Source organism: Flavobacterium rakeshii (assembly GCF_009741375.1).
GTDB classification, from domain to species: Bacteria; Bacteroidota; Bacteroidia; order Flavobacteriales; family Flavobacteriaceae; genus Flavobacterium; species Flavobacterium rakeshii.
The window spans coordinates 143,922-157,466 of the sequence record NZ_WOWP01000001.1 but is presented as its reverse complement, the minus strand read 5'-3'; the positions used below and the strand labels follow the sequence as shown (position 1 = coordinate 157,466).

Sequence of the window (13,545 nt, the reverse complement as noted above, 5' to 3'; positions counted from 1 at the left end):
TTTACCATTAATTGCGGAACAACCTAACATTAAGTTATATCGTTGTAGTGTTTATAAATAGTAAATTTTATGTAAACAAGGTAATGTAAAAGTTAATTAGCAGTGTTTTGATAGTTGTTTTTAATAAAAAAGCGGTAACAATTGTTACCGCTTTTCAAACATGTTTGTTGTGTTTATTATAATTAGATAGCGTTTACTATAGCAAGGAAGTCGTCAGCTTTAAGCGCTGCACCACCTATAAGTCCGCCGTCAACATCAGGCTTAGAGAAAATCTCCTGAGCGTTGTCCGGCTTTACGCTTCCTCCGTAAAGGATAGAAGTATGTTCAGATACATCGGCACTTACGTTTTCTTTAATAAGCGTCCTGATGAAGTTGTGCATTTCCTGTGCCTGCTCCGGAGAAGCGGTTTCGCCTGTACCAATAGCCCATACCGGCTCATAAGCCAATACAACATTGGTCCACTGGCTTTCACCAATATGGAATAAACCTTCTCTTAACTGGCTTTCTACCACGTTAAAATGGTTTCCGCTTTGTCTGTCGGCAAGTTCTTCACCAAAACAGAAAATGATAGTAAGGTTGTGTTTTAAAGCTGTATTTACTTTTTCGGCTAGTATACTGTTGGTTTCACCAAAGTAAGCCCTTCTTTCAGAGTGACCTAAAATAACAGTGTTTACATCAATACCTTTTAGCATCCCTACAGAAATCTCACCTGTAAAGGCACCACTTTCTGCCTGATGCATGTTTTGTGCTGCTACAATTACATTGCTGCCTTTAGTTTGTATTACAGCGCTTTGTAGGTTTACAAATGTTGGCGCTACTACAATTTTAGTAGCTGTATCTTGTGGTCTTTTGTTTAAAATGTCGCTTAGCAAAGCTTGGGTCTGCTGGCTGTCGTTATTCATTTTCCAGTTACCTGCAACTATTTTTTTTCTCATTATTTCAGTTGTTTTAATATCGATATAAGTTTTTCGTCATCGGCTTCAATAGCCCTGAAAAGTGCTATGTTTCCTTTTTTGTCTACTACCATGTAACGCGGAATCCAGTCCAGTTTAACCGACTCGCTAAAAGCGCCGCCTTTCCATTTTGAACCAATAAGGTAGTTGTCTCCCTGTACATTGTATTTCTCAATGCCTTTTAGCCATGCTTCCTCAGTTCTGTCATACGATAGGAAAAGGTATGTAACATCCGGGAACTGTTTTTGCAGGTCGTGTACCTTTGGCATTCCTTTAATACAGTCAGGGCACCATGATGCCCAAATATCTATTACTATGGTTTTTCCTTTATGTTTTTCCAGTATTTGCTTAAAGGTAACTTCTGTACCGTCGGTCGATTTCATGTTATCGCTTAAAGCCTGCTCACTAAAGTTTGTAGGCGTATTTTGCGCACATGAAAAAAGTCCGAATAAAAGCACTGGTAATATCAGTAGTTTTTTCATTTTTTTGTTGTTAAGAGTAACAAATTTACAATAACTGACCGAACAAATATCGTTTAAAAATGAAATATTTGGTAGGATTTAAGCAGGAAAAACTATTATATCGTTTTCGTAAAAAGGGAGTTAGCCTTAACTTAATCGTATTCTTGGATCAAGGTAGGCATAAATAATATCGACAAGGATATTGATAACAACAAAAGTAGCTGCAATTACCAGTACTGATCCCATTATGACCGGAAGATCGAGCGTGTTTAAGGCTTCTACAACTTCTTTACCCAATCCGTTCCACCCAAAAATGTATTCCACAAAAACGGCTCCGGCAAGCATGGAGGCGAACCATCCCGAAATAGCTGTAACTACCGGATTAAGCGCATTTTTAAGGGCATGTTTCCTTATAATACGTATTTCGCTTAATCCTTTTGCCCTTGCTGTACGGATATAATCCTGACTGAAAACTTCAAGCAGGGAGTTACGCATAAGTTGTATTACTACGGCAAGCGGGCGTATACCCAGCACTATGGCAGGGAGAATAAGGTTTTTCCATTTTATGTATTTGCCTTCGCCAAAGTCATCAACTTCATAAAGGCTGCCTGTCATGTCTAAATGGGTGTATTTGTGTAACAGGAAACCAAATACCCAGGCAAATAATATAGCCGCAAAGAAAGAAGGTACGCTCATACCCAGTGTACTTACAAGAGCAATAAGCCTGTCTATCCAGGTGTCTTTGTAAAGGGCAGAGAGTATACCCAGTATTATCCCTATTATTATGGCAATAATAATGGCAGAAGTTGCCAGTACTACGGTATTGGGTAATGTATCGCCTATAACCTGAGTTACCTTTTTTCCGTTTTTCTGGAAACTTTCCCTTAGGTAGGGTGTTTTCAGTACGGTAGTAGTGTTGCCTATGATAAACAGTTTGGCTGCATTGTATTTTCCTTCCGTAAGGTAAGTGTAATCGTTTGGGTTTCTACTGTGAAATGACAGTACAGAAAGGTCATTTAAATAATACAGGTACTGTTTTGAAACAGGCTGGTCAAATCCGTACTTCTTTTTGATAATGGCAAGTTGCTCGCTGTTTTCATTTTGGTCCAGCATCATGCGGGCAGGATCGCCGGGTAATACCGTAAACAAAAAGAATATCACTGTAACAACCCCAAAAAGGGTTAACAGTGCATATCCTGTTTTGTATAGAAGGTATTTTATCAATTATTTTTATTAATTATTGGATAAAGTTTTGAGTAAAGCCATTTTGAAAAATTATACCCATAATTTACTGTAAGCAGTAATCCTATTATTACCATGAACCCCCCATTGTATGTGCTTAAATCATGCTTTGCTATAAATAGATGATACAAGCCGAGGCATAGTGGTAAAAAACTCAGATATGATTTAAAAATTTTCATCTCAAACTTTATTTCTTTTTATTAAAAGCGTCTTTAAAAACCCGGAAAATAAAAATTATAGCAAGTACCATAGAGATTACAAGCAACAACCATCCGAGAACCATCATTATAGTGCCTATGGTAGTATCTGTCGATCCTTTACGGGTTAGCATAAAACCCAAAAAGTAAAAGAAAGCAATACCTAAAAATGGTTTTAAAGTATTGGGTTGTTTAGAGTTTGACATAGTGTTGTGGTATTATGGTAGTGAAACTTCGTCAATATCATTCCAGTGTGCTTTTTGCACTATAGTACCATAGTTTAGTACCACTATACCCGGATTAGCCCTGATAATAGTTTTAAGAGCAGTGGCATCACAAAACATGTAGTCGAAATTAAGGTTATAGTTAGCTGTTTTGTCAGCAATAACTGTTTCGTCAGATGCTGTTGCACCTACTACTTTGTAACCTCTTTCGCCTGCTTTTTTAGCAAAGTCGTTCAGTTTTGCAAGTCCGTCGGCACTTGCTTTATCAAGATTGTACGATATGATAAGTATTACTTTAGGATCTTCCAGTAACTCTGCAGTGTGGTCTACACCGTCTCTTTCAAGAGAGAAATCGTGAATTGGCGGAACATAACCTTCTTTTACAAGTTTATCCATACGGTCTACAAACTCGGCATCAGCAGGAATTTTATCCAGTTCTTTATCGGTAAACTCGGTATCAACACCGTTTACTTTATAAACAAATACCATTTCGTATTCCGACTTTGGAGCACCTTCAGGTATCTCCATACCCTTTTGTATGTTGGTTCCTACTTTGTAAGCCCTGAAATCTTTTACAGGAAGGTGGTTAAGCACATGGTAACCAAACCAGGCACAAAACACAAAACTTACTAGCACTACAGTATTGATTACTGCTGGCTTTGCTATAGGTTTAATAAGGTTTTTATTGAAAAACAGTACTAATACCAGTACAAGCAACACTACATCTTTAGTGAACGATTCCCAAGGGGTAAGCTTTAAGGCATCACCAAAACACCCACAGTCGGTCACTTTATTAAAGTAAGCAGAGTAGAAGGTAAGGAAGGTAAAAAACACTATCATGAGCAGTAGGCTCCAAGTGGTAAAACGCGATTTAAAACCTACCAGTAGCATTACGCCTAAAATCACTTCAAATATCACGACAAACACAGCAATGGCAAGAGCAAACGGAATAAGGAATTCCATATTAAGCACACCGGCGCCAAAGTATTCTTCCAGTTTAAAGGAGAATCCCATAGGATCGTTTAACTTAATAAGTCCCGATATGATAAATAATACTCCTACGAGTACCCTGCAAATGTGTGTAATTATTTTCATGATAGTATGGTATAGTTTTCCTCAAAAATAAAAGATATGTTCCTTCTATTTGTTAATGAGTTGTTATTGGTGTGCTTTCATGTGGATTAGGGCAAAAACCGAATAGTTTATCATATCCTGATAATTGGCATCTATCCCTTCAGACACTAAGGTTTTACCTTTATTGTCTTCAATTTGCTTTACACGAAGTACTTTTTGTAAAATAAGGTCGGTTAGGGAGCTTACCCTCATATCACGCCAAGCCTCACCATAGTCATGGTTTTTGGCTTCCATCAGTTCTTTGGTAAGGGCTACCTTTTCGTCATATAGCCTGGTAGCTGTATCTACATCAAGATCGGGTTGCTCTGCAATGCCAAGGTCAATCTGGATAAGTGCCATGATGGAATAGTTGATAATCCCAATAAATTCAGACGCTTCCCCTTCGTTTATCTTACGGGTTTCATTTTCCTGAAGGCTTCTGATTCGTTGCGCCTTAATAAAAATCTGATCGGTAAGTGAAGGCAGGCGTAAAATGCGCCATGCGCTGCCATAATCCTTCATTTTGTTTATGTACAGTTGCCTGCAGTGGGCAATTACGTTGTCGTATTCCTGAGAAGTATTCCTCATTTCGGTGTATATTTGCTTGAAATTTTTTCAAATGTACTAAAAAGCCCCCAACTCCCAAAGGCGCTTTTTTAATAATACCGTGTAAATATGACCATCAATTGCAAAGGCAGGCTAATAGATTTGACACAACCCAAAGTTATGGGGATTTTAAACTGTACCCCTGATTCGTTTTTTGACGGAGGGAAGTATAAGGCTGAAGCCGAGTTTACCCGACAGGCAGCCCGTATTTTGAGTGAAGGAGCCGATTTTATTGATTTAGGAGCATATTCTACTAAACCTAATGCCGAGTTTGTAAGTGAGGAGGAAGAACTGGCACGCATGGTGCCTGCTGTAGAGCTGGTTTTAAAGCATTTTCCGGAGGCGATAATCTCTGTAGATACGTTTAGGGCTAAGGTAGCCAAAGCAGCGGTTGAGGCGGGTGCTGCTATTGTAAACGATATTGCTGCCGGTAGCCTGGACGATAAAATGATACAAACGGTAGGCGAACTAAAAGTACCTTACATTATGATGCACATGCGTGGTACTCCGCAGGATATGGTTAAGCTAACCGACTATGATGACATTATAAAGGAAATGCTGTTGTACTTTTCCCAAAAGGTAGCCGAAGCCCGTAGTTATGGTATTGATGATATAGTGATAGATCCCGGGTTTGGTTTTGCCAAAACATTACAGCAAAACTATGAAGTACTTAATAAAATGGAACTGTTTAAAATGACTGAATTGCCTATACTGGCAGGACTGTCACGAAAGTCCATGATATACAAACTGCTGGGGATCACTCCGCAGGAAGCCTTAAACGGAACTACAGCACTAAACATGGTTGCACTAACCAAAGGTGCCAATATTTTAAGGGTACACGATGTGAAGGAAGCGGTAGAAACAGTGAAGCTGTTTAAAACACTGGGTTAAACTTTATGGAGAGTGTTCAAATAAACAAATTAACTATTACTGATGATGATAAGGTTCATTTCTTAAAATGGTAAAGCCACGGTATAGTTGTTCTATAAAGAAAAGACGTACCATTTGATGGCTAAAGGTCATGGACGATAGTGACACTTTACCCTGAGCCTTACTGTAAACGGCATCTGAAAAACCATAAGGTCCGCCAATAACATATACTAAAGTCTTAACGCCCGAATTCATTTTCTTTTGCAATTCGTCGGCAAACTTCATACTGGTAAAGGTTTTTCCGTTTTCGTCCAGTAATATAAGCTGATCGGTAGCCGAAAGTTTGGATAGTATAAGTTCGCCCTCTTTTTCCTTTTGCTGTGCCTCGCTCAGGTTCTTTACGTTTTTGATGTCGGGGATAATTTCCAAATCAAACTTTACATAAAACGATAACCTCTTAGTGTAATCGTCTATAAGAGTTTGCAGGGATTTGTTATCGGTTTTGCCTATAGCGAGTAGCTTAATGTTCATAGGGTATATGGCTTAAAACGGCAAAGATACAAAGTTAAGCCGAAGCTGTTATTTAGATGAGAAAACTTAGTTATGTGCTTTAAATGTTTTTGATGCTTTTTTACGTTTGTGTCTTACAATAAAGAAAATAATAATGAACGACACAGCTCCATAAGCCATTAAAAATAGTAATCCTGTAAAATCTAATCTTCTAAAAAAGTATCCCGGCAGGAGTAGAGAAAAGTCATTTAGTTTAATAGCTTCATAAATATTACGGTGTAATACAATAAAAAACCACGAGTTAAACAGCATTATGGCTATGGAAGTGACAAGCGTGGGGTAGTTGGTATGGTAAATAGTATCTTTTTTACCAAAAACCATAATAAACGGAGCAATAATAATACCTGATGCCACAAACATCATACTAACTCTATAAAAGCTATACCATTTGCTGCTATATGGTATAATATATCGTGAATAAGTTTGTACAGCGACTAAAACAAATAAAATCCCATAACAGGTAATAAACCATTTCCACGGGTTGTACTTTACAGGTTTTACAAAATCTTGCTCGTTAATTAAATCGTTCATAAAGCGATTAGTTTTTTGGTTTGGTTACAGTGTTTATAAAAGCAATAATCAAATGAAGGATTAACGAATCAAAAAATGCAATAAACTGCATAAGCAGTACATTTATAATTATTTCAGATAAAAGAGATCCTGTAACTTGAATAAACGAATCGTTACCCAAATAATAACTTATTATTTTTAAAATTATAAACGGCACATAAAAGCAAATAGCTAAGTTAGTGAGTACATGCAACAGTTTAGAGTAAGAGAGTTTTAAACTGTATTTTTTTGAAAAAACAGCAACAAACGGCAATAAGATAAATAGTAAAACCGACCAATAACTAGTAAGTTCAATATCAGAAGTTTGGTTTGATTTATATAGGATATACTCAATTAAAATGCCTATAAAAGGTAATGAAGCAGCTATTATGTTGAAAGTTTTATATTGATTCCATAAGCTGGGTTCGGAATCTTTAGTAAACTCTTCTTCTTTAATTAAATCTTCCATTTTTTACATTTCAGTTTTTAATGCTTTTTTACGTTTGTGTCTTACAATAAAGAAAATAATAATGAACGACACTACGGCATAAATCATAAAAACCAGTAATGCCCGAAAATCATCTGATTTTAAAAAGTGTCCGGGTAGTATGGGTGTGAAATCTTCACTACGTAAAGCTTCATGAATATTTCGGCGTAATACAATAAAAAACCACGAGTTAAACAGCATTATGGTAATGGCAGTAATAAGTGTGGGGTAGTTGGTATGATAAATGGTATCTTTTTTACCAAAAACCATAATAAACGGAGCGCTAATAATACCTAATACCACAAACATCATACTAACGGTATAAAAGCCATACCATTTGCTGCTATATGGTATAATATATCGTGAATAAGTTTGTGCAGCTACTAAAACAAATAAAATCCCATAGCAGGTAATAAACCATTTCCACGGGTTGTATTTTACAGGTTTTACAAAGTCTTGCTCGTTAAGTAGGTTTTGCATTTGGTGTGGTAAGTATGGTTATAAAGCAAATATAGAAAATTACCCTTACGTTACCACTGCAAACATTCCTTTCCATTTCCCGAAAAAAACCACTACTTTAGCAATACTATAATAAATACACATGATTTCGGATATTCAATTTCAAAAAGAACTCGATATAATTATTACCAATGCCATTAGGGAAGATGTAGGTGACGGCGACCACAGTTCGCTTGCCTGTATCCCGGCAACCGCTACAGGGCGTGCCAAACTACTGGTAAAAGATAACGGTATACTGGCAGGGGTAGACTTCGCTAAGCAGGTATTTGCCTATGTAGATCCAAACCTTGAAATAGAGGTGTTTTTACAGGATGGTACACCTGTAAAATATGGCGATGTGGCCTTTCATGTTTCGGGGAGTTCACAGTCTATCTTAAAAGCTGAAAGACTGGTGCTTAATGCCATGCAGCGTATGAGTGCCATTGCTACCAAGACTAAAAAGTATGTAGATATACTGGAGGGTACAGGAACCAAGGTGCTTGATACCCGTAAAACCACTCCGGGAATACGCGCCATAGAGAAATGGGCCGTGAAAATAGGCGGAGGTGAAAACCACCGTTTTGCGCTGTATGATATGGTAATGCTAAAAGATAACCATATTGACTTTGCTGGCGGAATCACTCAGGCAATTACCAAAACACACGAGTATTTAAAAGCGAATAATCTTGATCTGAAAATAATTGTAGAGGCTCGTGATCTTGATGAGGTTCGCGAAATAATATCTAATCCGGGAGTGCATCGTATATTGCTGGATAATTTCGACTATAAACAAACACGTGAGGCGGTAGAGCTTATAGGTAACTATTGCCAAACAGAATCATCGGGAGGTATAAACGAAGACACCATGCGTCATTATGCCGATTGTGGTGTTAACTACATATCATCGGGTGCATTAACCCATTCAATTTACAATTTAGACCTTAGTTTAAAAGCATTTTAATGTCGGTAGAACTGGAACATAAACTGGAGCGTATCCCTGTTCTTAAATATTTGGTAAGGCTTGGTAAAAGTATCAAGCTGCCATGGGGAGAGGGATTAACGCTTTATCACCTTACAGAGCTTTATATAACCGGTATTGTAAAAGGCGATGTGTCTTACCGTGCCGGTGCTATTGCATTCAGCTTTTTTATGTCGCTGTTTCCGTTTGCTCTTTTTATTCTTAATCTTATATCACAAATTCCAATAGAGGGTTTTAGGGACGACTTTATGGATTTTGTACGCGAAAACGTACCGCCTAATACCTTTAGTGCTGTTGAGTCCATACTGGAAGATATTATGCAAAACAGTTATAGTAGCCTGCTTTCCACGGGTATACTCTTGGCTATACTGCTTATGTCAAACGGAATGAACGCTATATTAAGCGGATTTCAGTCGTCACTGCACATTACCATTAAACGTAGTTTCTTTAGGCAGTATGCCCTTGCTATAGGGCTGTCGCTTGTGCTTTCTACAATACTTTTAGTAACGGTAGCGGCAATTGTTATCCTTCAGGTAATTATAGCCCAGCTTAAAAGCAGAGGGTTGCTTAGTGATGATGTGATATATCTTGAAATAGGTAAGTATATCTTCCTGGTGCTTATGGTACTAACCATTACTTCTATGCTGTTTAAGTTTGCTGCAAAAGAAACCAAAGGAGCTGCTTTTTTTAGTTATGGTTCGGTTTTTACAACCATACTGTTTGTTATAACCTCTTATGTATTTGGTATTTATGTTATAAGATTTGCCCAGTACAACCAGTTGTATGGAGCAATTGGTACGCTTCTTGTACTTATGCTGTATATATGGATTAACTGTTTTATTCTTTTATTAGGATTCGAATTAAATGCGTTAATTCATAAATTAAAAAGGAAAAATTTATATATTTAGTAAAAATTAAACGTGTTTTTTATGAAGAAGTACTTTTTAACAGTATTGTTTGTTGCTATTGCCGGAATATTTTCGGCTGGTGCTCAGGTAACCGGAAAGTGGAAAACCATTGACGATGAAACCGGTGAAGAAAAATCTATCGTTGAGATTTATGAAAAAGACGGTAAGGTTTACGGTAAAGTGGTAGAAATACTTAACCCGGCAAAAAAAGATGCCAAGTGTACAAAGTGTAAAGGCAGTGATAAAGACAAGCCAATACTTGGACTTGTAATCATAAAAGGATTAGAGAAAGACGGTGATGAATATACCGATGGCGATATTCTGGATCCTAATAAAGGTAAAACATACAGTTGTACTATTAAGCTTGACGGAAACGATAAGCTTGATGTAAGAGGGTATCTTGGATTTTCATTTATAGGTCGTTCTCAAACATGGCACAGAGTAAAATAATATTGAAAACAAATACAATAAAAAAACACTCCATAACGGAGTGTTTTTTTATTTAATGATGTTTTGTTTCATCTGTGAATGACGCTGAATTTGTTCTTCTGATGCGGAGGGAGGAATCTCAATACCGAAAGGCTTAATATATATCCAGTTGTTTTATATTTGTATTCAAATCTAATTATAAGCCTGTATGCCCTTTTTTATAGAAGTAATTTTACCATTATCTCTGCCAAAACCTTTTACCTATGCCATAAACGAGGCTGAGTATGGTTTTATTAAAAAAGGGATGCGTGTGGCGGTTCCGTTTGGACGTAATAAGATTTATACCGGACTGGTGACCGACCTACACCAAAATCCGCCACAGTTATATCAGGCAAAAGAAATTCACCAAATATTGGATGATTTTCCTATTGTTACCGAAACCCAACTAAAGCACTGGGACTGGATAGCTTCTTACTACATGTGTAATATAGGTGATGTATATAAGTCGGCTATGCCAAGTGGTTTCTTACTGGAGAGTGAAACGCTTATTACCTCTAAAAAGGATTTTGATGTTAGCGATACCCAACTTTCTGACGACGAATACCTGGTGTATGAAGCATTGCAAAAACAATCGGCATTAAAAGTGCAGGAAGTGTCGGCTATCCTTAATAAAAAAACAACGCTTCCGGTAATCAATAAGCTGATAGCTAAAAATGCTATTTCACTACAGGAGGAAATAAACGAAAAGTATAAGCCTAAAACCATTCGCTATATCAGGATGCCACAGGAACTTTTACAGCAGGATCAGTTAAGCGGACTTATGGAGTTGCTGTCGCGTTCTCAAAAACAAAGGGACGCGGTAATGTATTACTTCCAGTTGCAGGCAAGAGATAAAAAACCGATAAGCAAAAAACAGTTTACCGAGGAGTCGGGCACATCGGCAGCTGTAATAAAATCACTGGTAGATAAAGGTGTTTTTGAAGAATATATTCTTGAGGAAGATCGTATTCAGTTTGAGAAAGATGATAATTCGGGCTTTCAGTTGAGTGACAAACAGCAGGAAGCTTTTGAGTCGGTTAAACAAAGTTTTGATACCTTTCAGGTAACACTGCTGCATGGTATCACCTCCAGCGGTAAAACCGAAATATATATTAAACTCATTGAAGAGTTTATAAAAAGTGGTAAACAGGTGCTATACCTCTTACCCGAAATTGCACTTACAACCCAACTGGTAGTAAGGCTAACAGCTTACTTTGGTAATCAGGTTGCGGTATTTCACTCCAAATACACCAATAACGAACGTATAGAGACCTGGCAGCAGGTGCTGGAAGATTCAGAGAAAGCCCGTGTAATAATAGGGGCGAGGTCGGCTTTATTCCTGCCGTTTAATGACCTTGGGCTTATTGTGATTGATGAGGAGCATGAGCAAACGTTTAAACAACAGGATCCGGCGCCGCGTTATCATGCTCGCGATGCAGCCATAGTGCTTGCAGGTATGTATGATGCTAAAGTGCTACTGGGTTCGGCTACACCGGGTATAGAAACCTATTACAATGCTACAGGAGGTAAGTATGGTTATGTACAGCTAACCGAACGTTACGGTAAGGTATTACCGCCCGAAATAGTTTTGGTGGATATAAAGGATAAGTACAAACGCAAGCGAATGACGGGGCATTTTAGCGATACCCTAAATGAGGCTATTGCCGAAGCGCTTAGTGAGGGCAGGCAGGTTATACTTTTCCAGAACAGGAGGGGGTATTCTCCTTGGGTTGAATGTATGGCGTGCGGACACGTGCCACAATGCCCGCAGTGTGATGTGAGTTTAACCTACTATAAGTTTAAAAACCAGTTGCGTTGCCATTACTGCGGTTATAATATTGCTAACCCTACACACTGCCATCAGTGTCATTCAACCGATTTGTCTACTAAAGGCTTCGGTACCGAGCAAATTGAAATGGAGCTGAAAGGTTTATTTCCTACAAAAAATGTATGGCGAATGGATCAGGATACCACGCGTGGTAAATTTGGTTACGAAAAAATAATAGATGCCTTTAAAAACAGGGAGATAGATATACTGGTAGGTACGCAAATGCTTGCCAAAGGGCTTCATTTTGATAATGTGAGCCTGGTAGGAATACTAAATGCCGATAATATGCTGTATCAGCCTGATTTCAGGGCTTTTGAAAGAGCTTACCAAATGATGGTACAGGTTGCCGGCAGGGCAGGGCGTAAAGATGTAAGGGGGAAGGTACTTATACAAACCTATAATCCGTTACACAATATAATCCAGCAGGTAACAGATAATGATTATCCTGCCATGTATAAAGAGCAGGTGTATGAAAGGCATAACTTTAAATATCCGCCGTTTTATAGGTTAATAAGGCTAACCTTAAAGCAAAGGGATTATGAAAAACTAAAAAATGGGGCGTTGTGGCTGTATAATGTATTGTCGCAAAACCTTAATATCCCGGTGTTGGGGCCCGAGGAGCCTGCTATAAGCAGAATAAGGAATGAGTACATACGTACTATAATGATAAAATTGCCACAGGGTAATTCAATTTGGGGCACCAAGAGAGCAATAGTAAAAATTCTGGACAGTTTTGACGCAATACCTCAGTATAAGTCAATAAGGGTTTCGGTTAACGTAGATCCTTATTAAGAAGAAGCCTTGTTAAGGGCTTTAGCCAGTTCTTCTTTTTTGTTCCTGCTTAGTGGTATTTTCACAGGGCCTATTTCGGCAAATTTACTGTTAAAGCGTTCTACACGGTCAATGTTTATAATGAATGACTTGTGTACACGCATAAACTTGTCGTCAGGAAGTTCGTTTTCAAAAGATTTCATGGTTGAGAGTACAAGGTGGTTTTCCTCTTCGGTAATAATCTTTACATAGTCACCATAGGCTTCAATCCATTTGATTTTTGAAATAAATATCTTGAAGTTTTTAAGGTTACTTTTAATAAAGATAAACTCTCCGTCGTCTTCCGTGTTTTCTTTTTTAAGGCTTTGCAGGTCGAGTGCTTTTTGTACTGCCTTGTTAAAACGATCTTTGGTTATGGGTTTATGCAAATAATCGATAGCAGCATAGTCGAAAGCCTTAAGGGCATAGTCTGACTTGGAGGACACCACAATAATCTGCGGTCTTTTTTTAAGTCCGTCAAGCAAATCAAACCCGCTTTGAACCGGCATTTCAATATCCAGGAACAAAAGGTCAACAGGCTTGGTTAGAATACAATTCCGTGTTTCCGATGCATTAGAGAAATCACCTACCAGGTTAAGATCTGGGTGATCATTTACGAGCTTGGCAATCGTGATCCTATGAATTGTGCTATCGTCAACAACAACACAGTTTAGTTTCATGATTCAATTAGGTTTGTAACGTTTAGCAATGTTTTTTGGTTTTTTAGTTTGGATAAATACAAATATAGATAAAAAATCTACTTTTTAACTTTTAAAAAACTA

The 13,545-nt window shown here is 37.8% G+C and carries 16 protein-coding genes; 5 read left to right on the top strand and 11 right to left on the bottom strand.

The window, feature by feature from the left end; translation table 11 throughout:
* Positions 1-182 precede the first annotated feature (182 nt).
* The 6 genes from tpiA to GN157_RS00780 all read right to left on the bottom strand — a co-directional run bounded on the left by tpiA (position 183) and on the right by GN157_RS00780 (position 4,778).
* Positions 183-935, bottom strand: a complete 753-nt coding sequence (gene tpiA, locus GN157_RS00805) for a triose-phosphate isomerase (RefSeq protein WP_035132933.1) — start codon at positions 933-935, stop codon at positions 183-185.
* Positions 935-1,435 (bottom strand): TlpA family protein disulfide reductase, encoded by a 501-nt coding sequence (locus GN157_RS00800; RefSeq protein ID WP_157481240.1) that lies wholly within the window; start codon positions 1,433-1,435, stop codon positions 935-937. Before GN157_RS00800 ends, tpiA begins: the two co-directional genes overlap by 1 nt.
* A 126-nt stretch (positions 1,436-1,561) precedes the next feature.
* Positions 1,562-2,638, bottom strand: coding sequence for an ABC transporter permease (locus tag GN157_RS00795; RefSeq protein ID WP_157481239.1), 1,077 nt, complete (start codon positions 2,636-2,638; stop codon positions 1,562-1,564).
* 205 nt (positions 2,639-2,843) lie between these two features.
* Positions 2,844-3,059 (bottom strand): hypothetical protein, encoded by a 216-nt coding sequence (locus GN157_RS00790; RefSeq protein WP_157481238.1) that lies wholly within the window; start codon positions 3,057-3,059, stop codon positions 2,844-2,846.
* Positions 3,060-3,071: 12 nt separating this feature from the next.
* Entirely contained in the window at positions 3,072-4,172 is a 1,101-nt protein-coding gene (locus tag GN157_RS00785) for a BT_3928 family protein (protein ID WP_157481237.1), read from the bottom strand.
* Positions 4,173-4,235: 63 nt separating this feature from the next.
* A complete protein-coding gene (locus GN157_RS00780) occupies positions 4,236-4,778 on the bottom strand; it encodes a DUF1599 domain-containing protein (RefSeq protein ID WP_157481236.1) in 543 nt (180 codons plus the stop codon).
* An 87-nt stretch (positions 4,779-4,865) separates the two neighbouring features.
* Between GN157_RS00780 and folP the strand changes: the two genes are divergently transcribed.
* Positions 4,866-5,687 (top strand): dihydropteroate synthase, encoded by an 822-nt coding sequence (gene folP / locus GN157_RS00775; RefSeq protein WP_157481235.1) that lies wholly within the window; start codon positions 4,866-4,868, stop codon positions 5,685-5,687.
* 36 nt (positions 5,688-5,723) lie between these two features.
* On the opposite strand, the gene rlmH is transcribed toward folP, so the two are convergent.
* The 4 genes from rlmH to GN157_RS00755 all read right to left on the bottom strand — a co-directional run bounded on the left by rlmH (position 5,724) and on the right by GN157_RS00755 (position 7,752).
* Positions 5,724-6,197, bottom strand: a complete 474-nt coding sequence (gene rlmH, locus GN157_RS00770) for a 23S rRNA (pseudouridine(1915)-N(3))-methyltransferase RlmH (RefSeq protein ID WP_157481234.1) — start codon at positions 6,195-6,197, stop codon at positions 5,724-5,726.
* A gap of 66 nt (positions 6,198-6,263) precedes the next feature.
* On the bottom strand, positions 6,264-6,767 hold the full coding sequence (locus GN157_RS00765) for a hypothetical protein (protein WP_157481233.1): 504 nt from the start codon (positions 6,765-6,767) through the stop codon (positions 6,264-6,266).
* A gap of 7 nt (positions 6,768-6,774) precedes the next feature.
* Positions 6,775-7,254, bottom strand: a complete 480-nt coding sequence (locus GN157_RS00760) for a hypothetical protein (protein ID WP_157481232.1) — start codon at positions 7,252-7,254, stop codon at positions 6,775-6,777.
* 3 nt (positions 7,255-7,257) lie between these two features.
* On the bottom strand, positions 7,258-7,752 hold the full coding sequence (locus GN157_RS00755) for a hypothetical protein (RefSeq protein WP_157481231.1): 495 nt from the start codon (positions 7,750-7,752) through the stop codon (positions 7,258-7,260).
* Between the two features lie 121 nt (positions 7,753-7,873).
* On the opposite strand from GN157_RS00755, the gene nadC reads away from it, so the two are divergent.
* The 4 genes from nadC to priA all read left to right on the top strand — a co-directional run bounded on the left by nadC (position 7,874) and on the right by priA (position 12,745).
* Positions 7,874-8,731, top strand: coding sequence for a carboxylating nicotinate-nucleotide diphosphorylase (nadC, locus tag GN157_RS00750; protein ID WP_157481230.1), 858 nt, complete (start codon positions 7,874-7,876; stop codon positions 8,729-8,731).
* The gene (locus GN157_RS00745) at positions 8,731-9,657 is read left to right on the top strand and encodes a YihY/virulence factor BrkB family protein (protein WP_157481229.1); all 927 of its coding nucleotides are present in this window, start codon (positions 8,731-8,733) and stop codon (positions 9,655-9,657) included. The genes nadC and GN157_RS00745 overlap by 1 nt, the downstream gene beginning before the upstream one ends.
* Positions 9,658-9,678: 21 nt before the next feature.
* The gene (locus tag GN157_RS00740) at positions 9,679-10,107 is read left to right on the top strand and encodes a DUF2147 domain-containing protein (RefSeq protein WP_157481228.1); all 429 of its coding nucleotides are present in this window, start codon (positions 9,679-9,681) and stop codon (positions 10,105-10,107) included.
* A gap of 187 nt (positions 10,108-10,294) precedes the next feature.
* On the top strand, positions 10,295-12,745 hold the full coding sequence (gene priA / locus GN157_RS00735; RefSeq protein WP_157481227.1) for a replication restart helicase PriA: 2,451 nt from the start codon (positions 10,295-10,297) through the stop codon (positions 12,743-12,745).
* Here priA and GN157_RS00730 read toward each other — a convergent pair.
* The gene (locus GN157_RS00730; protein WP_035132898.1) at positions 12,742-13,443 is read right to left on the bottom strand and encodes a LytR/AlgR family response regulator transcription factor; all 702 of its coding nucleotides are present in this window, start codon (positions 13,441-13,443) and stop codon (positions 12,742-12,744) included. The two genes, priA and GN157_RS00730, sit on opposite strands and share 4 nt — an antisense overlap.
* Between the last annotated feature and the right edge of the window lie 102 nt (positions 13,444-13,545).